This window comes from Polynucleobacter sp. Latsch14-2 (assembly GCF_018881925.1).
GTDB lineage: Bacteria > Pseudomonadota > Gammaproteobacteria > Burkholderiales > Burkholderiaceae > Polynucleobacter.
The window spans coordinates 110,591-131,697 of sequence record NZ_JACVPL010000002.1 but is presented as its reverse complement, the minus strand read 5'-3'; the positions used below and the strand labels follow the sequence as shown (position 1 = coordinate 131,697).

Below are 21,107 nucleotides of genomic sequence, written 5' to 3'. Positions count from 1 at the left end.
TATAGCTAATTAGATTTGCCTTGAAGTAGCCGCTCGACTGCTTTGCGCAAGTCAGAATCGGGCGCTAATTTATCCAGTAGACCCTCCCAAGAACTTCTTGCAACCTGATTAAAGCCACGCGGCCTGCTTATTTTTTCAGCATCCCTAGGTTTTACTTCCCAGTTTGGTGGGGCTGGTTTTAGGCGCACTTTAATCGCGCTGCAAGCATAACCTTTTTTAGATAACTCATTGATTAGACTAGGTAAAATTTGCTGAAGCCGATTGGCAATGCTGGCATTGTTGACCAGTAAAAATAGCTCATTTGGAGCATTAGTGCGCCACCCCACATCAATTTTAGCCGCCAAATGACCTAATTCCAGCTCATTTAATGCCAGACTGAGGCTTGTTTTCAGCTTAGCCAAATCTTCTGTCTTGGCTAGAATGCCGCCCAGCCCTTCGGAGTCCCGCAGGTAATCCGCCCATTCATGGGCTACTTTACTGCGGGAGGGTTTGGGGGCAAAGTTCATAAAAAAAGAGGGTACGGGTGATAAACTCAAGGACTTAATTTTCTTCAATATCCCATGGTAATCGGTCTTCTTAAAACCCTGGTCGGCAGTCGTAACGACCGCCTCTTAAAACAGTATCGCAAAGTCGTTGCCAAGGTCAATGCTTTTGAAGCTAGCCTGCAGACTTTGGATGATGCCGCCCTTCAAGCTAGGACCGTGCAATTCAAGTCGCGCTTGAATGCTGGCGAGTCGCTTGATGATATTGCGCCCGAAGCTTTTGCGGTGGTGCGCGAAGCAAGCACGCGAGTAATGAAGATGCGCCATTTCGACGCACAGATTATGGGTGGTCTTGCTTTGCACCAAGGCAAAATTGCCGAAATGGGTACCGGTGAAGGTAAGACGCTGACAGCAACGCTTCCCGTATATTTAAATGCCTTAACGGGTAAAGGTGTCCATGTTGTTACCGTGAATGATTACTTGGCTCAACGTGATGCTGAGTGGATGTCTAAGCTATATAACTTCCTCGGCATGAAAGTTGGCGTGAACCTGTCTCAGATGGATCACACAACCAAGCAAGAAGCATATGCCGCTGATATCACCTACGGTACCAATAACGAGTTCGGTTTTGATTATCTACGCGATAACATGGTGCAGGATTTAGGTCAGCGAGTACAGCGCGGCCTAGCTTATGCCATCGTTGACGAGGTTGACTCGATTTTGATCGACGAAGCTCGCACACCTTTAATTATTTCTGGACAGGCAGAAGATCATACTGATCTCTACATTAAGATCAATGCACTGCCTTCTTATTTAGAATTGCAGATTGGCGAAGAAAAATCTGATGGCACTGGAGTTATCAAGGCCGGAGATTATTGGGTCGATGAAAAATCACAGCAGGTGTATTTGACCGAGCAAGGTCATGACAAAGCTGAGACTGTGTTGGTACAGTTGGGCGCCCTAAATGATGGCGACTCTTTATACGCCCCGCAAAATATTACCTTGATGCACCATGTCTACGCTGCATTACGAGCGCACACTTTGTATCATCGCGATCAACAGTATGTTGTGCAAAACAAAGAAGTCATCATTGTTGATGAGTTCACTGGTCGACTTATGCAGGGTCGTCGTTGGTCGGACGGATTACATCAAGCGGTTGAAGCTAAAGAGGGTGTTCCGATTCAGAATGAGAACCAAACTTTAGCAACTATTACCTTTCAGAATTATTTCCGCATGTACGGCAAGCTGGCGGGTATGACGGGTACGGCTGATACTGAGGCATATGAGTTTAAGGAAATTTATAACCTTGAAACGGTAGTCATACCTCCAAATCGTATTAGCCAAAGAAAAGACAAGCAAGATCAGATTTATAAGTCTTCTCGTGAGCGCTATGATGCCGTGATCAAGGATATTGAAGATTGCTATCAGCGCGGTCAGCCAGTATTGGTTGGTACAACCTCGATTGAAAACTCAGAGCTTATTGCTAACCTCCTTGATAAGCGACAGTTGCCACATCAAGTGTTGAATGCAAAGCAACATGCACGCGAAGCAGAAATCATCGCACAAGCAGGTCGACCAAAAATGATCACGATTGCCACTAATATGGCTGGTCGTGGAACAGACATCGTGCTGGGTGGAAACGTTGGCAAGCAGTCTTCTTTGATAGAGGCTGACGAAGCAATTTCAGATGTAGATAAAGCTAGCAAGATTAAAACTTTGCAAGACGAATGGCAGAGTATTCATGATCAAGTGTTGACTGCTGGTGGTTTACATATTATCGGCACCGAGCGACACGAGAGTCGCCGTATTGATAACCAATTAAGAGGTCGTTCCGGTCGTCAAGGCGATCCAGGCTCATCTCGTTTCTATCTGTCTTTAGATGATCCGTTGCTCCGTATTTTTGCGGGCGATCGTTTACGTGCTGTTATGGAGCGTCTTAAGATGCCCGATGGTGAACCTATCGAAGCTGGTATGGTGACACGCTCTATCGAGTCTGCCCAGCGCAAGGTTGAGGGCCGTAACTTTGATATTCGTAAGCAGTTACTGGAATACGACGACGTTGCCAATGATCAACGCAAAGAAACGTATCGCCTAAGAAATGAAGTCTTAGAGAGTCAAGATATTGGCGATTTAATTGCCAACTTACGTGAAGATGTTCTGCGCACTATTTGTTCCTACTATGTTCCTGCGGAATCTATGGAGGAACAGTGGGATTTGGCCGGCCTAGAAAATGCACTGGCTAGCGATTGGAGTTTGACTATTGATCTCAAAGGCTGGGTCGAGGGGGCTGCATCTGTAGATGATGCAGAAATTGTTGAGCGTGTTCTGCAGACTGCAAAAGAAAGCTACGATGCGAAGGTGGAGTTATCGGGACGAGACTCGTTTGCTGGGTTTGAGCGCTCCGTTCTGTTGTATAGCCTAGATAGTCATTGGCGTGAGCATTTGGCCGCATTAGATCATTTGCGCCAAGGTATTCATTTGCGTGGTTATGCTCAAAAAGATCCAAAACAAGAATATCGTCGTGAGGCATTTGAGCTATATGGTGAGTTATTAAATGTCATCAAGAATGATGTTGTGAAAAGCATTATGACTGTACAGATCCGTAGCGCAAGTGAGTTAGATGAAGCCTCTGTAGCGATGAATGAAGATCTTGCCAAACTGTCTGATATTCAATATCAACATGCTGATCCCGTTCAGGATATTGCAGGATCTACAGGTGATGGTGGTTCAGATATTGCCATTACTCCTGCACCACTTCGTTCCGGCCCAAAGATTGGTCGCAATGATCCATGTACCTGCGGCAGTGGTAAGAAATATAAAAACTGTTGTGGTGCTTTAAGTTAGCCTCAAATAATTGCTGCGCCGCATTAAATTAAAAACGACCTAGATTTTTCTAGGTCGTTTTCTTTAGTGAAACCCCTAAATGCAAGTTCATGCGTATTTAATTTAAATCTGTCATGATCTAGAGCAAGAACAATATCAAGGAGTCAATATGACTGTGTCTTTTAATTTAAATGGCAATTCTGTGCAATTTGAAGGCGATCCTCAAACTCCAATTCTATGGGTCTTGCGGGACCACTTGGACGTAACGAGCCCTAAATACGGTTGCGGTGCTGGTCTTTGTGGCGCCTGTACAGTTCACCTTGAGGGAAGTGCAATTCGCTCATGCTCTATACCAGTCTCAGCGGCCGCTGGTAAAAAAGTGGTTACCCTGGAAGGTTTGCCCCAGAAGATGGGTCAAGCCCTTCAGTCCTCTTGGATTGAATTCGATGTTCCCCAATGCGGTTACTGTCAGACGGGGCAGATGATGTCGGCAGCTGATTTGTTGGTGAAAAAGAAGCGGCCTAATCCAGAAGAAATTAAAAATGCGATGAGTGGAAATATTTGTCGCTGCGGTACGTATTCTCGTATTGAAAAAGCGATTGAACGTGCTGCAGATAAATTGCTGTAAGGAGACGAATATGGAAAATAATTCTTTAAAGAACACAAGTCGTCGTCAATTTATTCAGCATAGTGCTGCTGTTAGTGGCGCATTTGTATTGGGTATGTACCTCCCATTATCAAGCGATGCTGCTATTGGTGCAGGAAGTGACCCGGCCTTTACAAATGCATGGGTCCGCATTACTCCAGATAATCAAATTACCTTAATATGTGCGCGCTCTGAGATGGGTCAAGACGTATATACCTCCATGCCCGCACTCATTGCTGAAGAATTAAATCTGCCTTTATCGATGGTAAAGGTGGAGATTGCTAGTGTTGCGCCGGTTTACATCAATGCATTATTGGGCGGACAAATTACTGGCGGCTCTACTTCGGTGCGCGAGGCTTTTGATAAGCTCCGCACTGCGGGAGCTGCTACGCGCTCTGTTTTGGTACAAGCTGCTGCTAATCGTTGGAATGTCTCCATCGACGAATGTAAGGCACTTAACGGCAAAGTAACTAGCTCTAATGGCCAGTCTGCAACTTTTGGCGAATTAGCTGCTGATGCAGCCAAGATACCTTTGCCTGAAAAACCAGCACTGAAGTCTCCTGCCAAATTTATGGTCATTGGCAAGGAGAGTATGCGCCGCTTGGATACACCAGCCAAAGTGGCGGGCAAAGCGGTGTTTGGTATTGACGTCAAGATGCCCGGTATGGCGATTGCTTCCTTGGCGCAATGTCCAGTCATTGGCGGTACGCCAGTATCAGTTGATAGTTCTGAAGCAATGAAAGTTTCAGGCGTAATGAAGGTGGTACAAATTTCCGATGGTGTGGCGGTATTGGCAAAAGATTTTTATGCTGCTCGTAAAGGTCGTGATGCACTCAAAATTACTTGGAATGAGGGCTCTGGGGTAACGATTTCTAACGCAGGCATGCGTAAACAACTTGAGGCTGGGTTATCAAAGCCTGGAGCAGTTATTAAGTCAGTTGGTAACGCTGACGCCAATATGGGTAAAGGCAAAACTCTGAGCGCTCAATATTTCATGCCTTACTTAGCGCATTCGACAATGGAGCCAGTCAATTGTTCAGCTGACTTTTCGAATGGTAAGTGCAGAATTATTGGGCCCGTTCAATTTCAGCAAGGATCACAAGCGGTTGCAGCTACAGCAACTGGTTTAAAGGTAGAAGATGTCACGGTTGAGACCACTTTCTTGGGTGGTGGATTCGGCCGAAAACTAGAGTTGGATTTCGTACGCCAAGCTGCTGAAATCTCAAAGGCCGCTGGGATGCCAGTCAAATTGTTGTGGACTAAAGAGGATGATATTACCCATGACTTCTACCGTCCAATGAGTGTGCATCATATGGATGCCACCCTGACGGCTAGTGGTAAATTAAGCTCGCTAAAAGCCAAGATGGTTTCTCAATCCGTTACTGCAAGAGCTTTTCCAGTTTTTGTAAAAGACGGCAACGATCCTTTTATGACAGAGGGCTCGGCTAATTTAACGTATGACATTCCGAATCTTGAAGTTCGCAATGTGATTGAAGATGCTGGTATTCGAGTTGGTTATTGGCGCTCTGTTAGTAATGCACTTAATGCGTTTGCAGTTGAGAGTTTTATGGATGAAGCCGCAAAAGCGACTGGCAAAGATCCAGTTGCTTTTAGATTGGCTGCCCTTACTAAAGAGCCTAGAGCTACCGCTGTTTTGAAATTAGCTGTGCAAAAATCTGGCTATAAACCTAATAGTAAGCATTTTGGGGTTGCGCAAATGGAGTGTTATGGCACTTACTCGGCATGTGTGATTGAGTTGGATCCGATTGCTGCGAGTACGAAGGTCAAGAAAATTACTTTCGTCTCAGATTGTGGAATTGCGGTTCATCCAGATCAGGCAAAAGCACAGCTGACCGGAGGCATCCTCTATGGATTAGGCGCAGCTTTGTATAATGAAATTACTATTGAATCTGGGCGAGTGCAGCAAAACAACTTCAACGATTACCCGAGTATTCGCATAAACCAAGCCCCAGTCGTTGAGGTGCATTTAGTTCCCAGTCAAGAGAAGCCAGGCGGCTTAGGTGAGGTTGGGGTCCCCTTGGTTGCTCCAGCATTGGTAAACGCGATTGCGGCCAATACTGGTCACCGCATTAGGGAACTCCCAATTAAGGCTTAGGCTTTTTATTGAAGTAAAGCATTTGGCAAAGCGCGCCTAAGGGCGCGCTTTCTTTTTGAGCCTCATCTACAATTATCGAACTATGACAGTTAACCTCCCACTTCCCCAAAAAGACCAACTCAAGCCTGTGAAGGGCTTTCAGATGGGCATTACTCAAGCTGGCATTAAGAAAGCAAATCGCAAAGATTTATTAGTGATGACATTAGCTCCTGGATCCCAGGTTGCTGGTGTATTTACCTTAAATCGTTTCTGTGCCGCACCGGTTCAGGTTTGCCGCGAGCACTTAGCACAAGAGGGGCGCAATGGAGAAATCCGCGCCCTGGTGGTGAATACAGGCAATGCCAATGCGGGCACTGGAGAGGCAGGTATGAAACATGCTCTAGAGACTTGTGATGTTTTGGCTGAGGAGCTCAAGCTCAATCCTGCTCAGATATTGCCATTCTCGACAGGCGTCATTCTGGAGCCCTTGCCTATCGAAAAAATTACTTCTGCGCTTCCCAATGCCGTGGCTAATTTAGGTGAAGACAATTGGCTTGATGCGGCTGAAGCTATCATGACCACGGATACGCAGCCTAAAGCCACTTCAATGACGGTGCAAACTCCGTTAGGCTCAGTAGTGATCACCGGGATCTGTAAGGGCGCTGGCATGATTCATCCGAATATGGCGACGATGCTGGGATTTATTGCCACCGATGCCGGCTTTGCGCCGGGACTGCTTGGCAATCTCACGCGTGAAATCGCAGATCTTTCGTTTAATGCCATTACGATCGACGGCGACACTTCAACTAATGACTCTTTTATCGTGATGGCGACTGGGCAGTCAGCAGTCCAGATTGCTTCAATTACCGATCCAAATTATGCAATTGTGCGTAATGCCCTAATTACCGTGGCCAGAAAGCTAGCGCAAATGATTGTGCGAGATGGTGAGGGAGCCACTAAATTTATGACTATTGAAGTGTGTGGCGGCAAGACTTCTGAAGAATGTCGTTTGGTAGCCAAAGCAGTCGCGCATTCACCATTGGTTAAGACAGCATTCTTTGCTAGCGACCCCAATTTAGGCCGCATTCTGGCTGCGATTGGATATGCAGGCATTACCGACTTGGATGTTAGTCGAGTGCAGATGTGGTTAGGTGATGTTTGGGTTGCCAAGGATGGTGGCCGTAACCCTAGTTATCAAGAAGCTGATGGGCAAAGAGTTATGAAAGAAGCTGAAATCACTGTCAAGATTGATTTAGGTCGCGGCTCTGCAACTCAAACCATGTGGACCTGTGATCTATCTCACGAATATGTCTCTATAAATGCTGATTACCGGTCTTAAGAAAGTTAAACAGAGCGCAAAAACAAATGAGTGAAAAATTAGAAAATTTATTAAGTCATCTAGAGACTTTTTTACCTAAGCCACTAACAGCAGAGCAATGGAAGTCGTCTGTAGCATTTAGATGGCGTCGGCGCGATAGTATTTTTGGCAGTATTGGTTTTTTGCAACCCGTCAAACATGTATCCGATATTAGCTTTGAGGATCTGCAGCATATCGATCGTCAGCGCGATGCTATTCGTGAAAATACCCAGAATTTCATTCAAAAAAAACCAGCGAATAATATTCTATTAACGGGCGCTAGAGGCACAGGGAAGTCATCCTTAATTAAGGCGAGTTTGCATGAGTTTGCAAGTCAAGGCTTACGTTTGGTTGAGGTAGAAAAAGAACATTTAGCTGACTTAGCTGATATTACAGACCTCTTGGCAGATCGCCCAGAACGTTTCATTATTTTTTGCGATGATCTGTCATTTGAGGATGGCGAGTCTGGATATAAGGCTATGAAGTCTGCCTTGGATGGTTCTGTATCGGCTCAAGTCGACAATATATTAATTTATGCAACCTCAAATCGCCGCCATCTTTTGCCTGAGTATATGAAAGATAACGAAGGTTACGTTCATAGCGATGATGGAGAGATTCATCCGGGTGAAGTGGTTGAGGAAAAAATTTCTTTATCTGAACGCTTTGGGCTATGGTTGTCTTTTTATCCCCCCAAACAAGATGAGTACCTAGCCATTGTTGGACATTGGTTACAGCACTTTGGTATGAATCATTCTCAAATTGAGGCTGCGCGTGCAGAAGCATTAATTTGGGCATTAGAGCGGGGCTCACGTTCAGGTCGAGTAGCTTGGCAATTCGCTAAGCACTGGGCTGGTTCTCACCCCTAAGCACATCTCTCATGAATGTAAATAATCGTCCAGTTACAGAGGTAGCCGCAGGCATCCTGCTGGACTCTGAGGGTCGCTATCTTTTGGGTCAAAGGCCTGAGGGTAAGCCTTATGCTGGGTATTGGGAAGTGCCCGGAGGAAAAATTGAGTCAGGTGAGTCTGTATTTGATGCACTTAAACGAGAGTTGCAAGAAGAGCTTGGAATTGAAATTGAATCTAGCGAAGCATTGACTGTGCTTGAGCATGATTATCCACATGCCTATGTAAGGCTTCATGTGAGTATCATTCGAAATTGGCTAGGCACCCCACGGGGTTGTGAGGGCCAGACATTATCTTGGCAGACAATATCTGATGAAGGTCCATCAGTTGCGCCGCTATTGCCTGCGGCCTGGCCAATGCTGGAAAAATTAAAAAGGCTTTTGGATTAGAACTGACAAAGAGTCAGGTTGAACGGCACATCGACGTTTATCAGCTGTGCTTTTTTATCACGATCTGCTTTTAAAAAGCGGATTGATAGCAAATACTTATTGGCACTAATTTCTGAGTAAATAGAATCGTCTTCAACGGCAATACGCATAAGTTGGTAAACTTTTCCTGAGGGTGCTTGTTGAAAAGATCCTTGATGTGCAACTACTTCCTTTGCTTCACCAGCTTGACGGAGTAGTCTGAGAAAAACTTGACACGCTTCATGCCAAGGTAAGAGTGGACTCACAAAATTTTGCAGCAATTCACGACGTTGAATTGTTGGACTATTTTTCCAGGCATGGTAACTCGGCAGATCAATTGGACTAGTTCCACCAGGAATATTTAGGCGTGTGCGAATTGCATTGAGCCACTCACTTTCAGAAATGGCGGCATTTGGCCTGCCGACAGAATGATTAATCTTTGCCGATGCCGAATCAATTTCTGTGAGAGTCTGAGAAAGCGCCTCTTGGTCAACCTTTTGTGAGGACTTTAAACCATTGAGGGTATATTTTTGACGCTCGAATTCTTTTAGCAAGAGGGACTTGATATCGCCACGTGAGCCAATGTCACCTAGGTCAAATAATGTAGCGACCGCATTGTGATGTAGTTCTGGGTCATCCGATTTTAAAAAGTGATTAAAACGGGCGAACAAATACTCCAGTCGAAGCATGCTCCGAACTAATTCGTTGAAGGGGTATTCGTATACGATCACAAGTCCATATTCTATGACGAAGTTGATTGATTGGTCTTAAATCCTATTAATTTTTGGTGCAAAACTTGCGTCTCTGCTTCCAGCTTGGCTAAGTCCCTGTCGTTATGCAAGACGGTGTCTGCTTGTGAAATGCGCTTTGCCCGGCTGGCTTGAGCGGCAAGGATTTTCTCTACATCTTGTTTGGTAAGTCCACTGCGCTCCATAACTCTTGCAATTTGGACGTCTTCGGGGCAGTCTACAACCGCAATATGGTCAAGAATGCCTTGCCAATTCCCCGACTCAATGAGTAGGGGGACTACAAAAACCAAGTAGGGCTTGCCAGATTTACTTAATTTAAGGGCTTGCCGTGTGGTTTCTTGGCGAATCAGGGGGTGTGTAATTTGCTCTAAAGCTTTCCTGGACTCCGGGTTTGTAAATACAAGGGCGCGCATTTTTCCCCTATTGAGGGCTCCTGCAGAGTCGATAAACTTAGCTCCGAACTGCTCCTGAATAAGGGGGATTGCTATTCCGCCGGGTGCTGTAATTTGGTGGGCAATGAGATCGGTATCGATTACTCCAGCCCCCAGCCTACCCAATAAATTGCTCACTGTAGTTTTCCCAGAGCCGATGCCACCTGTTAGGCCAAGTAAGGGGATGTGTCCCTTGAGGGCCGTTAAATCAGATGGATCGGTAGGATTTTGGTGAGGAGTTGAGGCCATAACAACTGAATAATGCCAGCAATGACAAGAAATGGCCCAAAAGGAAAGGCTTGACCATAGCGGCGCTGTTGCCATTGAAGCCACAGTATTCCACCAATAACCCCAGATAGCGAGGCTATTAGTAAGATGCCCGGTAGGGAACTCCAGCCCAGCCAGGCTCCAAGGGCGGCAAGTAGTTTGGCATCACCCATTCCAACGCCATCTTGTTTTTTGATACGGTGGTACACCCAGTTTGGGAGCCAAAGGAGGGTATACCCAAGGCAAGCCCCCATCAGAGATGATGACGCATCTGTCAGTCCTAGAGTTGTAAAGGCACTAAAACCAAAGCCGGTAATGATAAGTGGCAGGGTAATGGTGTTGGGTAATTGAAAAGTTCGAAAATCAATATAGGCTAGATACAACAAAACTCCAATTAGGATTGTTTGTATGCAGTAGTTAAGTGCAAAGGACATCATTAGACGATTTGTCCTAGATTAAAAATAGGGAGATAGAGGATGATGACTAGCCCCCCAATGATGGCTCCAACCAAAATGATTAGCAAGGGTTCGAGACTTTGGCTCAGGGTGTTAAGTTGGTTGCTGAGCTGAGCTCCTAGCGTGTCGGCACGCTGATTCAGCATTTCTGGCAAACAGCCACTTTCTGCGCCTATACGCAACAGTTGCAATGTTTCGATATCGCATAAAACCCTAGTTGGATCGGCTTTTTTAAGTGACTCCCCGACTGGCCAGCCTCGTGTTAGATGTTTAAAAACCTCCGCGCTAAAGTCATGACTTAGCCAGTGGTTGGACGATTGTGCTGTGATACGTAATGCATCTGGAAGCGGCAATCCCGAGGCTAGTAAGTGCCCTAGGGTTCGGCACCAATGGGTCAGTGTGGCGAGCCTCAATAAATTTCCTAATATTGGAATATGTAGCGCCAAGCCGTCACATTTTTTTTGTACATGGGGTGACTTTAACCAAGCGGTAATAAATATTGCAAGTAGTAATACAACTCCCAGCAGTAGTTCAAGCAAGAAATTTTCAATTAGTGTGGATACCCTAATTAATATTCGAGTGGGGGCAGGCAAGTCTGCCTGAAAGTGTGCAAAGACATCTTTAAATACTGGTACAACCCAAACCATCATCACAATGACGAGTGCAAAAGAAGTGGCTAGGGTAATAACAGGGTAGCTGAGTGCTTGCTGTATTTTTCGGCGTAGCTCAATCTGTTCCGTCAGTTGTTTACTAATCGTTTGGAGTGCCAATGTCAGATCACCGGAGCGTTCGCTCACTCGAATAAGATTAATAAACTCGATTGAAAAAAGATCTCCCTCTTCTTTCAGGGAGTGAGAGAGGCTATCACCTTTTTTAAGGCGTGCATAAACGTCTTTTATCCAACCAATCCAGGATTGAGGGGCAGATTGATAAAGTAACTCAATCGCATTTAATAGTGGTAAGCCAGCATGCAGAAGCGAAAGTAGCTGCCGAGCAAAATGCAGTTGCTCCCCTTTGCTGAGATTCTTTTTAAACAAAGGTTGATCTCTCAATGCCATGTTCCCACCTCAGATAGAAGGGAGACTTCATTAATAAGTCCGGCTTGAATGTGGCGCATGCCCGCTGCATACATCGTGAGGTCGCAAGCATCTTCTTTTTGTAGTTGCGTAGCACTAAAGACTTCATGAACACCAAGCCTTCCGAAATAGCCTGAACCTTTGCATCGATTGCATAAAGAACCCTCTTTTTCTTTCTGGCAGTGCATACAAAGACTGCGAATCAATCGCTGAGAACTTACGCAGAGTAAACAAGAATCGATGGACTCATGATCAATTCCTAAGCTTTTGAGTCGTATTAGTGCGCCTCTAGCGTTGCGGGTGTGTAAGGTACTGAGAACAAGGTGACCAGTTTGAGATGCTTGAATGGCAAGCTGTGCTGTTGCCGCATCTCTAATCTCGCCAATCATGATGACATCTGGATCTTGCCTGAGCAGGGCGCGAATGATGCATGCAAAATCAAGACCTGCGCGAGGGTGATAAGCGACTTGATTCACGCCGGGAAGCCGAATTTCAATTGGGTCTTCAATCGAGCATATATTGCGGTGTATTAGATTCAATGCTTTCAGACAGCTATAAAGGGTACGAGTTTTTCCGCTGCCAGTTGGACCCGTGATTAATATAAGACCATTGGATTGATGAATCGCATTGCGTAATATTGCTAATTGTTCTGGCAAAAGCCCAAGTCGATCAAGGCTCAGCTCTTCAATCTGACTGGGCAGTATACGAACGACAGCTTTCTCGCCATATAGGGTCGGGAGAATAGATACCCGGCAATCAGTATTAGGTTTACAAAAGTCATGACCAACACAGAGTCTGCCATCTTGCGGAAGTCGTTTTTCTGCAATATCTAAACGCGCCAATATTTTGATGCGAGTAATCAGGCGCTCATGCAATTCAATGGGGTAGCGTGACTGAAGCTCTAATTGCCCATCGACTCGAATGCGTACTAGGGTTTCTTGAGCTCCCGCCTCAATGTGAATATCAGTCGCCCTAGAATGAAGTGCATTAACAGAAATTTCATGCCAGGTACGAATGATTAGGGAGTCATCTTGAAGGCTAGTCAATCTTGAGAGGCAGAGAGATTTGGTCTATAGAGCTTAACGGTTTTGACGCCTTGCTCATCAAAGTGCACTATTTCCATTACGATGTTGGCGATTCGAAGACTGACGTCATGATCGGGGATGGCTTCCAACTTTTCTAGAATAAGGCCATTAAGTGTACGTGGTCCATCTAGGGGTAAATCTAGATTTAGCAGTCGATTGAGATCGCGAAGGGAGGCGCTCCCACTAGCTAGATATGTGCCATCTACTAACCAATGAGGATCATTAGAGAGATTGGAGAACGAGGTTGTGAACTCTCCGATGAGTTCTTCGACAATGTCTTCAAATGTCACCAAGCCAAGAACTTCACCATACTCATTGACGACTAAACTAAGCCGCTGTTGGTTGTCTTGAAAAAATTGCATCTGCTGCAACACTGGTGTACCGCCCGGAATAAAGTAGGGTTCACTTACTAAGGCTTTAAAGTCTTGATGCTTGAGCTTGGCGTTACCGAGAAGAGTCAGTGTTTTTTTGACCGATAAAATACCAATAATGCGCTCAGAATCACCATCGCAAACGGGAAGTTTATTGTGGTAGCAGGTTTCTAATTGCTGAATTACCTCTTCGATTGGCCTAGAAAGATCCAAAATTTCAATCTTGGATCTTGGCGTCATCACATCGTCCACCAAGATATTTTCTAGATTAAATAAATTAAGCAGAATATTCCGATGATGATTAGAAACAAAGCGATTTGATTCTAGCACTAGGCTGCGTAACTCCTCTTTGCTCATGGCTCTATTTTCTGTGGAGGTCTGTAGACCTGATACTTTCATCAGTCCAGATACAAAACTGTTAATAAACCAAAGCAATGGTTTCAGAATGAAGGTGAGAGGGAGAATGAACCAGCCCACATGCGAAGCAATTTTTTCTGGGAATGCGGCGCCAATCACTTTGGGCGTGATTTCACTAAAAACAATAATCAACAAAGCAACTACCAAGGTTGCAATCGTCAGTACAAAGCCACTTTCACCAAAAATATGAAGCGCGATTCCAGTCACCAAGATGGGTAAGATGGTGTTAATTAAATTGTTGGAGATTAAGAGTACGGAGAGTAGCGAATCAATTCGCTTCAAAAGTCGTTCAGCCAAGGCTGCTCCAGGATTGCCCCCATTTGCCATAGCACGAAGCCGGTGGCGATTGGAAGACAGCATGCTGGTTTCGGCCATGGAAAAAAAGCCGGAGAGGGCAAGTAAAAATAAGACGAGGGCGACCTGAGCTAAAAAGGGCCAGTCGTCAAAAAAGTTGTCCATCTGTTATGCCTACAAAGAATATGGAAGATTCAATATAGCAAACTGCTATTTCAGAGGCTATAGGTTTCGTTATCCTAAATCTGGTTAGATGCCCTTTGCTTGTGTAAGATTCTTCCTTATGACCCCGCAAGATAAGAACACTGCGCTCCTAAACACCCAGTTTTGCGTTATTGAGGCCCCTTTTGGCCGTTTGGGTATTTTGACGGAGATGGTAGATGGCAGTCTCATGCTGTCCAAAATTGATTACCTATCCTCGAAGACCCCTTTGAGTTTGCCTGGTAATCAATTGGCTAAAGAGGTGGCAAAGCAATGCGCACATTACTTCAAGAACCCCAGATGTCAATTTAATTTACCCTTAAAGCCTGTCGGTACATTGCATCAGCAAAAGGTGTGGAGAGCTACTCAAGAAATTCCACTGGGCAGCACGAGTACCTATGGTGAGATTGCGAAGAAAGTTAAAAGTGGTCCAAGAGCAGTGGGAACGGCATGTGGCGCCAATCCCTACCCCCTGATTGCGCCATGCCATCGAGTGGTTTCTGCGCAAGGTGTCGGGGGCTACATGAAGGAAGATTCGCCTGGGTTCTATCGCCAAATCAAAATTTGGCTTTTGCAACACGAGGGTGTTCTTTAGTTCGAGCTTAGTACTTTGTGCCAAGCTTCTTGAGGGGGCTAGACCATAGGTAAAAAAAGACTTTAATCAGCATATCGTTGCTAGCAGCAATTTTTGTAAAGCCGTAAAAAAACCAGACCGTCATTCTTGAGAGTTTTAATTGGCCCTTCTTGTGCAGGCGATCTTGCGCCAAAATCTTATCCAGAGTGAGTACCGCAAGACCAAAAGCTAAAAAGCAAAAACGGCGCATGCCCACTTGCTCATTAGGTATTAGGAGGGTGTAGGTTAAAGCATCTTTCAGTTTTTCGTAGGCAATCTGAAGCAGTTCAAGTTGGCTCGTGTGCGCCGGCTTCCAAGATACCCCCCTTGCTTGGTCCTCGACAGAGTCTTTGAGGATATTGGTCATTTGCAAGGCTTGACCAAACGAAATTGCCAGATTTTCATGGCCCTGAATATTGTTTGAAAATTGTGGAGAGTAGTGTCGAAAGACGCTCGTGAGGAGTTCGCCGACGACACCGGCCACCACATAGCAATATTCTTCAAATTCGACCATGTCTCTTAAGCCTGCCTTAGTTTGCCTGCTATGAAAATGAGACATTCCCTTAGACATGATGGAAACACAGCGACTTACTGCTGCTTGATCATGACTCGAGCAGGTGCGCAGAATGCGTATAACAATTGGGGTATGTGTAATTAAATCTAATTCATCCTGATTGGAATAATTTTTAAGTGCCTGAAGACAGGGAGCAAGAAATGAATCAACCGGCACTTTTTCAAGTACCGCTTCTAGAAATAGATTGGATAAGTCTTTTTTGGTCTCGGGGGTGAGATCTGCGGCATCTTCAATGGTGTCCACAATACGACACAGTAGATAGGTGTTGCCAACCACCTTTTCAATGATTGGCGGCAAAAGGGGAATGGTAAGAGCAAATGTACGAGAGACTGACTTTAGGATAGTCTTTTGGTAGTCCAGGTCAGTTTGGGGATTATCGCTTGCGAGGTTCACAGGGCAATTATGTCAGACCTATATATCCTAGTGCAGCTCAAATTCCTTAACTATTAAAAATGACAAAGCCATATAATTTGAGCAAATTCTTGTGGGAGAACTTCGGCGATGTTGATTTGGTTTGTCATCATCTATTGGGTTGTGTCAGTCGGCATCGGCTTGTGGGCTGCATTACGCGTTAAAAATACAGCTGACTTTGCAGCAGCAGGCCACAGCCTGCCCCTGCCAATCGTTACTGCTACCGTATTTGCAACCTGGTTTGGATCTGAGACGGTTCTGGGTATTCCTGCTACTTTTTTAAAAGAGGGTTTTGGCGGTATTGTTGCGGATCCTTTTGGATCGTCGCTTTGCTTAATTTTGGTAGGCCTCTTTTTTGCCCGTCATTTATACAATCGTCGCATGCTCACGATCGGCGACTTCTTTCGTGAGAAATATGGGCGAACCGTAGAAGTCTTGGTGACGCTTTGCATCGTCGTATCGTATTTAGGGTGGGTTGCAGCTCAAATTAAAGCGCTTGGTCTGGTATTTAATGTTGTCTCTGAGGGGGGTATTTCTCAAACAGGCGGAATGCTCATCGGTGCAGGTAGCGTTTTGATCTACACCCTTTTTGGTGGCATGTGGTCTGTAGCGATTACCGACTTTATTCAGATGATCATTATTGTCATAGGTATGCTTTATATCGGTGGCGAGATGACGATGCAGACAGGGGGCATCGGCGTAGTGATTGAGCATGCTTCTGCAGCTGGTAAGTTCAATTTTTGGCCTGAGATGAACCTCGCCTCCATTCTTGGGTTTGTTGCCGCCTTATGTACCATGATGCTAGGCTCCATTCCACAACAAGACGTTTTCCAGCGGATTACCTCTTCAAAGAATGTCAATATCGCAGTTCAGGCAGCCCTTCTTGGTGGCGTGCTCTATTTTATTTTTGCTTTTGTGCCTCTTTATTTGGCTTATTCAGCAACGCTGATTAGCCCGGACCTAGTTAATCAGTATCTCAATACTGATCCGCAAATGATTTTGCCAAAGTTGATTCTGAATCACGCACCCATCATTGCTCAAGTGATGTTCTTCGGCGCCTTGCTCTCCGCAATCAAAAGTTGCGCTAGTGCAACCCTATTGGCGCCTTCAGTAACCTTTGCAGAAAATATTGTGAGAGGTTTCTTTAAGCACCTATCCGACCAAGATCTTTTAAAGATCATGCGTCTCACTGTGCTCTGTTTTGCAGTGATCGTCACATTCTTTGCACTCAATTCTCAGCTATCGATTTTTAAAATGGTTGAGAGCGCATACAAAGTGACTCTAGTCGCTGCATTTGTTCCCCTGGCTTTTGGCGTGTACTGGTCACGAGCTAACTCTCTGGGTGGATTGTTGGCTGTAGTTTTTGGTCTTACCGTTTGGATCAGTTGTGAGGTTTTGGCGCCCAACGCCATCATGCCCCCACAGTTGGCCGGCTTATTGGCAAGCATTATCGGGATGCTGATGGGTGGCCTAGTGCCCAGAGGGCTACTAAAGCCTATTTAAAGCATCAGAATTTAGCGCAAACAACCAGAAATGCCTTAAAAACAGGTGCTCTTTTTTGTTGCACTGCACAATAATCTCCTCTAATATTGCATTAATTCAATATTTTTTGTTTTTGCGGAGTTCCTATGAAAATTTCTGTGATCGGTGGAGGTGGCGCCATTGGCGGATACCTGGCCGTGATGTTGGCGCGCGCAGGTAATGAGGTAACCGTTGTTGCGCGTGGCGCAACTTTGGCCGCTATTCGGGAGCGCGGCCTTGCCTTGATCATGGATGATCAGCCAGAGCCATTGGTAGCTGAAGTTAAGGCGGTAGAAAAAATAACTGATGTCGAAAAGCCGGATGTTGTCATCTTGGCAGTAAAAGCGCACCAAGTTGAGCCAATCATTAATGACTTAGCTGCCATTATGGGACCTGAGACTATTTTGATTCCAATGCAAAATGGAATTCCATGGTGGTATTTCCAAAAGCTATCGAGTCAATACAAAGACCATTCAGTCGAAACGGTAGATGCTGGCGGTGTTGCAAAGCGCGCCATTAATCCCGACAACATTATTGGTTGCGTAGTGTATCCCGCAACCTTCACTCAAGCGCCTGGTGTAATTCGTCACGTTGAAGGAAATCGTTTCCCCTTGGGCGAGTTAGATGGCAAAGTTACAGAACGGATTCAGAAGGTTGCCGAAATGATGGGCGCTGCTGGATTTAAATCTCCCATTCTTGAGGATATTCGTTCAGAGATTTGGTTGAAGCTGTGGGGCAATATGACTTTCAACCCAATTAGCTCTTTAACGCATGGAACTTTGGAAGGTATTTGCCAGTATCCACTAACCAAAGAGTTGGCACGTAGCATGATGGCTGAAGCACAAACAATTGCCGAAAAGCTTGGCGTCACCTTCCGCGTTGATATTGAACGTCGCATTGCTGGTGCGGAAAAGGTAGGCAAACACAAAACATCTATGCTGCAAGATTTAGAAGCTGGCCGCAGCTTAGAGATCGATGCATTATTGGGTTCCGTCATCGAGCTAGGAAAAATTACTGACACACCAACATCGTGTCTGAATACTGTTTTTGCGTTAACCAAATACCTTGATGTCAATGTGCAGGCCTCAAGAGGCAGTCTAGCCTTGCCTTCTGTGTCGGGCTACTAATGCTATTCGAAGCGGTTATCTAAGCGCCCAACCCCCTCAATGATGATGCTCACCTTGCTGCCGGGTTTCATGGAGCCGACGCCTACTGAAGTGCCGCAAGCAATAATGTCGCCAGCGTGCAGTGGAATATCTTGCGAAATCAGGCTTACCAATTTTGTTGGCGGGAAGATCATATCGGCAATCGGATAGTTTTGACGCTCTTGATCGTTTAGGATCGTCTTGATGTGTAGCTTGCTAGGATCAACATCGGTCGTGATGTATGGACCAAATACTCCGAAGGTGTTAAAGCTCTTAGAACGTGTCCACTGTGCATAACCTGGATCACGGTTGAGAATTTCAATGGCGGTAACATCATTGACGCAGGTGTAGCCAAAAATAGCATTAGAGGCTTCTGTTTCATTGGCTTCATAGCAATCTTTACCGATCACAATACCAAGTTCACCTTCATAAACTACTTTCCCAGAATAAGACTTTGGCGTTTGAATGGTCTGCTCAGTTGCTAGGAAGGAGTTATTTCCTTTTAAAAAATAGAGAGGTTCTGCTGGTACCGCATGCTCAAGTTTTGTAACAAGAGCGTGAAAGTTATCCACCATTGCCACCATCTTTGAGGGGGTGCATGGAATGTCAATCGTGACGTCTGTTAGCTTGAACGTTTCTCCTGTCGCGGTGGGTTGATTAAAGAGATCGCCAGCATAAACGCTGATGTTGTCACCCAGCACTTGACCAAAACCACTTTTCTCTTGATGCTGAAATCTAAGCCATTGAGCCATAATGAGTTCCTATACAGTTTTGATATTTAGATGAGTAACATCTTACAAGGATGTAATGATGGGTCAGTCCTCCGAACTGAGTTTTGCTAGTGAACTTGATCAGCCGGTTCGTTATATTGAACGAACGCGTAATTATTATCTTGGCTTGGGTTATGACACGCCCTATGTCTGGGCGCACTATATCGATGTGCCATTCTTGTCATTGCAAAAGCCTTTACATGAGTCCGTATTAGGTCTCATCACAACAGCAGTTCCCTATGATTCCAGCAAGGGTCACCAAGGGACTGGTGCGCCATACAATTCCTCTGCAAAGTTTTATCAGCCCTATCTACATGCAATGAATGAGGAGGTTGACCTTCGCATTGCACACGTTGGGATTGATCGACGCAATGCCAATATGGAGGATAGTGCGTGTTGGTTTCCATTGGATGCTGCAAAACAGGCAGTTCAAGCAGGGCGTATTCAAGCGTTATCATCGCATTTTTATGGCTTACCCACTAATCGTAGCCAACGCCACACCTTAGAAATAGATGCCCCTCGGATTTTAGAAATGTTGCGAGCTGATAAGGTTGATGTTGCAGTATTGATTCCTAATTGCCCGATTTGCCACCAAAGCCAAAGCTTATTGGCACGCTATTTGGAAGAGGCTGGGATTTCAACGGTCGTAATGGGTGCTGCTAAAGATATTGTTGAGTACTGTGGAGTGCCCCGTTTTTTATTCAGCGATTTCCCCTTGGGTAATGCTGCTGCGAAGCCCAATGATCCAGATTCACGAGCACTGAATTTTGAATTGGCCTTACGTCTTTTGGAAAGCGCCCCAGCCCCAAGAACCACCCTGCAGTCACCTTTAACTTGGTCAGCAGATCCTGCCTGGAAACTCGATTATTCAAATTTAGAAAAAGTATCCACTGCTGAAATTGCACGCTTACGGGATGAGGCCGAGAAGGCACGTATTACGGCGCGTGAATTAAGAATGAAAAGTGTTGGAGCGTAATCGCCTTTAGGTTTGCCTTGTAATGGAGTATTCACAAAGAGCAAATAAAGCATCTGTTGCTGCATTTTGCGGAAATGACTTGATGCAATCTAGAGCGAGCTTAGCCTCGCGTTTTGCGGCTGCCTGTGTGTAATCTAGTGCTCCAGAGCTTTGTACTGCCAATAAAATTTGCGCAAAAATGTCTTCAGGCAAATCCTGGTTTTGTTCAATTGCTGCGCGTACCAAGAGACGTTCTTCTGCGCTGCCATTCTCTAAGAGATAAATAAGGGGGAGAGTTGGTTTGCCTTCGCGTAAGTCGTCGCCGGCATTTTTACCCATCTGTGCTGCGCTAGCCGTGTAATCCAGTAAATCGTCCATCAACTGAAATGCAGTGCCAATATGGCGACCAAAGGCAGCGGCCTGCTCCCTCTCAAAATCACTTGCTTTGGCCAGAATAGCGCCTAGCTCAGAGGAGGCTTCAAATAATTTTGCCGTTTTGTAGCGAATCACCTGCAGATAGCTTTCTTCGTTCACTTCAGGGTCGTGCATATTCAGAAGCTGTAAAACTTCGCCTTCAGCAATCGTATTGGTGGCATCCGACAAAATTTGCATGACTCGCAAGTCATTTGGGGCCACCATCATTTGGAAGGCCCTGGAATAGAGAAAATCACCAACTAGGACGCTGGCGGCGTTTCCAAAAGCGGCGTTAGCAGTTTCCCTGCCTCTTCTGAGGGTAGATTCATCGACTACATCATCATGAAGAAGGGTGGCTGTGTGTATAAACTCCACAACTGCCGCCATTTCTAAGGTGTGGGCAGTTTCATTACCATTTGCTAGGGCTTGGGACACTAAAAGTAGTAGCGCGGGCCTAACCCGTTTCCCTCCGGCTTGGATGATATAGCTGGAAATTTGGTCGATTAAGGCAACTTTTGAAGCTAAGCGGAGACGAATAACCCCATCTAAGGCCTTGAAATCTAAGGCAATAGGAGCCAAAATTTGGCTTAAGTCATTGGTTTTGACAGTGCTCGTCATGCAAGATATAATAATCGGCTTAGCT

20 protein-coding genes are annotated in these 21,107 nt (G+C 45.5%); 10 read left to right on the top strand and 10 right to left on the bottom strand.

All coding sequences use genetic code 11. The features are described 5' to 3' along the window. Positions 1-5: 5 nt before the first annotated feature. A complete protein-coding gene (locus ICN46_RS02775) occupies positions 6-506 on the bottom strand; it encodes a hypothetical protein (protein ID WP_216204275.1) in 501 nt (166 codons plus the stop codon). A gap of 54 nt (positions 507-560) precedes the next feature. Between ICN46_RS02775 and secA the strand changes: the two genes are divergently transcribed. From secA to ICN46_RS02745, 6 genes are all read left to right on the top strand, one after another. Beyond that, positions 561-3,326, top strand: a complete 2,766-nt coding sequence (secA, locus tag ICN46_RS02770) for a preprotein translocase subunit SecA (RefSeq protein ID WP_216204274.1) — start codon at positions 561-563, stop codon at positions 3,324-3,326. A gap of 148 nt (positions 3,327-3,474) precedes the next feature. Beyond that, positions 3,475-3,933: a (2Fe-2S)-binding protein gene (locus tag ICN46_RS02765; RefSeq protein ID WP_216204273.1), complete on the top strand. Its 459-nt coding sequence runs from the start codon at positions 3,475-3,477 to the stop codon at positions 3,931-3,933. 10 nt (positions 3,934-3,943) lie between these two features. Next, the gene (locus ICN46_RS02760; RefSeq protein ID WP_216204272.1) at positions 3,944-6,067 is read left to right on the top strand and encodes a xanthine dehydrogenase family protein molybdopterin-binding subunit; all 2,124 of its coding nucleotides are present in this window, start codon (positions 3,944-3,946) and stop codon (positions 6,065-6,067) included. A gap of 82 nt (positions 6,068-6,149) precedes the next feature. Further along, positions 6,150-7,385: a bifunctional glutamate N-acetyltransferase/amino-acid acetyltransferase ArgJ gene (gene argJ / locus ICN46_RS02755; RefSeq protein ID WP_216204271.1), complete on the top strand. Its 1,236-nt coding sequence runs from the start codon at positions 6,150-6,152 to the stop codon at positions 7,383-7,385. Positions 7,386-7,411: 26 nt separating this feature from the next. Next, positions 7,412-8,269, top strand: coding sequence for an ATP-binding protein (locus ICN46_RS02750; RefSeq protein WP_216204270.1), 858 nt, complete (start codon positions 7,412-7,414; stop codon positions 8,267-8,269). Between the two features lie 11 nt (positions 8,270-8,280). Further along, on the top strand, positions 8,281-8,697 hold the full coding sequence (locus ICN46_RS02745; protein ID WP_216204268.1) for an NUDIX domain-containing protein: 417 nt from the start codon (positions 8,281-8,283) through the stop codon (positions 8,695-8,697). On the opposite strand, the gene zapD is transcribed toward ICN46_RS02745, so the two are convergent. The 6 genes from zapD to ICN46_RS02715 are packed head-to-tail and all read right to left on the bottom strand — an operon-like array spanning position 8,694 to position 14,025. After that, positions 8,694-9,446: a cell division protein ZapD gene (gene zapD, locus ICN46_RS02740; RefSeq protein ID WP_216204267.1), complete on the bottom strand. Its 753-nt coding sequence runs from the start codon at positions 9,444-9,446 to the stop codon at positions 8,694-8,696. The genes ICN46_RS02745 and zapD overlap by 4 nt on opposite strands. 11 nt (positions 9,447-9,457) lie before the next feature. Next, positions 9,458-10,144 carry a dephospho-CoA kinase gene (gene coaE / locus ICN46_RS02735; RefSeq protein WP_216860280.1) on the bottom strand — a complete coding sequence of 229 codons (687 nt, stop codon included), beginning with the start codon at positions 10,142-10,144 and terminating at the stop codon, positions 9,458-9,460. After that, positions 10,099-10,596 carry a prepilin peptidase gene (locus tag ICN46_RS02730; protein ID WP_255538708.1) on the bottom strand — a complete coding sequence of 166 codons (498 nt, stop codon included), beginning with the start codon at positions 10,594-10,596 and terminating at the stop codon, positions 10,099-10,101. The genes coaE and ICN46_RS02730 overlap by 46 nt, the downstream gene beginning before the upstream one ends. A 2-nt stretch (positions 10,597-10,598) precedes the next feature. Beyond that, positions 10,599-11,675 (bottom strand): type II secretion system F family protein, encoded by a 1,077-nt coding sequence (locus ICN46_RS02725; protein WP_216204263.1) that lies wholly within the window; start codon positions 11,673-11,675, stop codon positions 10,599-10,601. Further along, positions 11,666-12,739 carry a GspE/PulE family protein gene (locus ICN46_RS02720; RefSeq protein ID WP_216204261.1) on the bottom strand — a complete coding sequence of 358 codons (1,074 nt, stop codon included), beginning with the start codon at positions 12,737-12,739 and terminating at the stop codon, positions 11,666-11,668. The genes ICN46_RS02725 and ICN46_RS02720 overlap by 10 nt, the downstream gene beginning before the upstream one ends. Continuing rightward, positions 12,736-14,025, bottom strand: coding sequence for an HlyC/CorC family transporter (locus tag ICN46_RS02715; RefSeq protein WP_216204259.1), 1,290 nt, complete (start codon positions 14,023-14,025; stop codon positions 12,736-12,738). The genes ICN46_RS02720 and ICN46_RS02715 overlap by 4 nt, the downstream gene beginning before the upstream one ends. Before the next feature lie 118 nt (positions 14,026-14,143). On the opposite strand from ICN46_RS02715, the gene ICN46_RS02710 reads away from it, so the two are divergent. After that, positions 14,144-14,656 carry a methylated-DNA--[protein]-cysteine S-methyltransferase gene (locus ICN46_RS02710; protein WP_216204257.1) on the top strand — a complete coding sequence of 171 codons (513 nt, stop codon included), beginning with the start codon at positions 14,144-14,146 and terminating at the stop codon, positions 14,654-14,656. Positions 14,657-14,663: 7 nt separating this feature from the next. Here the strand turns inward: ICN46_RS02710 and ICN46_RS02705 are convergent, their stop codons facing one another. Then, positions 14,664-15,641, bottom strand: a complete 978-nt coding sequence (locus tag ICN46_RS02705) for a squalene/phytoene synthase family protein (protein ID WP_216204255.1) — start codon at positions 15,639-15,641, stop codon at positions 14,664-14,666. Positions 15,642-15,749: 108 nt separating this feature from the next. Between ICN46_RS02705 and ICN46_RS02700 the strand changes: the two genes are divergently transcribed. Together ICN46_RS02700 and ICN46_RS02695 are read left to right on the top strand one after the other, a co-directional pair. Continuing rightward, a complete protein-coding gene (locus tag ICN46_RS02700; RefSeq protein WP_216204253.1) occupies positions 15,750-17,162 on the top strand; it encodes a high affinity choline transporter 1 in 1,413 nt (470 codons plus the stop codon). 125 nt (positions 17,163-17,287) lie between these two features. Then, entirely contained in the window at positions 17,288-18,307 is a 1,020-nt protein-coding gene (locus ICN46_RS02695; RefSeq protein WP_216204251.1) for a 2-dehydropantoate 2-reductase, read from the top strand. Positions 18,308-18,309: 2 nt separating this feature from the next. Here the strand turns inward: ICN46_RS02695 and ICN46_RS02690 are convergent, their stop codons facing one another. Beyond that, a complete protein-coding gene (locus tag ICN46_RS02690) occupies positions 18,310-19,077 on the bottom strand; it encodes a fumarylacetoacetate hydrolase family protein (RefSeq protein WP_216204250.1) in 768 nt (255 codons plus the stop codon). Between the two features lie 58 nt (positions 19,078-19,135). On the opposite strand from ICN46_RS02690, the gene ICN46_RS02685 reads away from it, so the two are divergent. Beyond that, entirely contained in the window at positions 19,136-20,071 is a 936-nt protein-coding gene (locus tag ICN46_RS02685; protein WP_216204248.1) for a hypothetical protein, read from the top strand. 6 nt (positions 20,072-20,077) lie between these two features. On the opposite strand, the gene ICN46_RS02680 is transcribed toward ICN46_RS02685, so the two are convergent. Continuing rightward, positions 20,078-21,082, bottom strand: a complete 1,005-nt coding sequence (locus ICN46_RS02680) for a polyprenyl synthetase family protein (protein ID WP_216204244.1) — start codon at positions 21,080-21,082, stop codon at positions 20,078-20,080. Positions 21,083-21,107: the final 25 nt, after the last annotated feature.

Coding starts and splice junctions, on each gene's coding strand:
- ICN46_RS02750 (WP_216204270.1), top strand. CDS start 7,412: ATGAGTGAAAAATTAGAAAATTTATTAAGTCATCTAGAGACTTTTTTA.
- ICN46_RS02700 (WP_216204253.1), top strand. CDS start 15,750: ATGTTGATTTGGTTTGTCATCATCTATTGGGTTGTGTCAGTCGGCATC.
- argJ (WP_216204271.1), top strand. CDS start 6,150: ATGACAGTTAACCTCCCACTTCCCCAAAAAGACCAACTCAAGCCTGTG.
- ICN46_RS02710 (WP_216204257.1), top strand. CDS start 14,144: ATGACCCCGCAAGATAAGAACACTGCGCTCCTAAACACCCAGTTTTGC.
- coaE (WP_216860280.1), bottom strand. CDS start 10,144: ATGGCCTCAACTCCTCACCAAAATCCTACCGATCCATCTGATTTAACG.
- ICN46_RS02690 (WP_216204250.1), bottom strand. CDS start 19,077: ATGGCTCAATGGCTTAGATTTCAGCATCAAGAGAAAAGTGGTTTTGGT.
- ICN46_RS02745 (WP_216204268.1), top strand. CDS start 8,281: ATGAATGTAAATAATCGTCCAGTTACAGAGGTAGCCGCAGGCATCCTG.
- ICN46_RS02760 (WP_216204272.1), top strand. CDS start 3,944: ATGGAAAATAATTCTTTAAAGAACACAAGTCGTCGTCAATTTATTCAG.
- ICN46_RS02695 (WP_216204251.1), top strand. CDS start 17,288: ATGAAAATTTCTGTGATCGGTGGAGGTGGCGCCATTGGCGGATACCTG.
- ICN46_RS02765 (WP_216204273.1), top strand. CDS start 3,475: ATGACTGTGTCTTTTAATTTAAATGGCAATTCTGTGCAATTTGAAGGC.
- ICN46_RS02685 (WP_216204248.1), top strand. CDS start 19,136: ATGGGTCAGTCCTCCGAACTGAGTTTTGCTAGTGAACTTGATCAGCCG.
- ICN46_RS02680 (WP_216204244.1), bottom strand. CDS start 21,082: ATGACGAGCACTGTCAAAACCAATGACTTAAGCCAAATTTTGGCTCCT.
- ICN46_RS02725 (WP_216204263.1), bottom strand. CDS start 11,675: ATGGCATTGAGAGATCAACCTTTGTTTAAAAAGAATCTCAGCAAAGGG.
- ICN46_RS02775 (WP_216204275.1), bottom strand. CDS start 506: ATGAACTTTGCCCCCAAACCCTCCCGCAGTAAAGTAGCCCATGAATGG.
- secA (WP_216204274.1), top strand. CDS start 561: ATGGTAATCGGTCTTCTTAAAACCCTGGTCGGCAGTCGTAACGACCGC.
- ICN46_RS02715 (WP_216204259.1), bottom strand. CDS start 14,025: ATGGACAACTTTTTTGACGACTGGCCCTTTTTAGCTCAGGTCGCCCTC.
- ICN46_RS02730 (WP_255538708.1), bottom strand. CDS start 10,596: ATGTCCTTTGCACTTAACTACTGCATACAAACAATCCTAATTGGAGTT.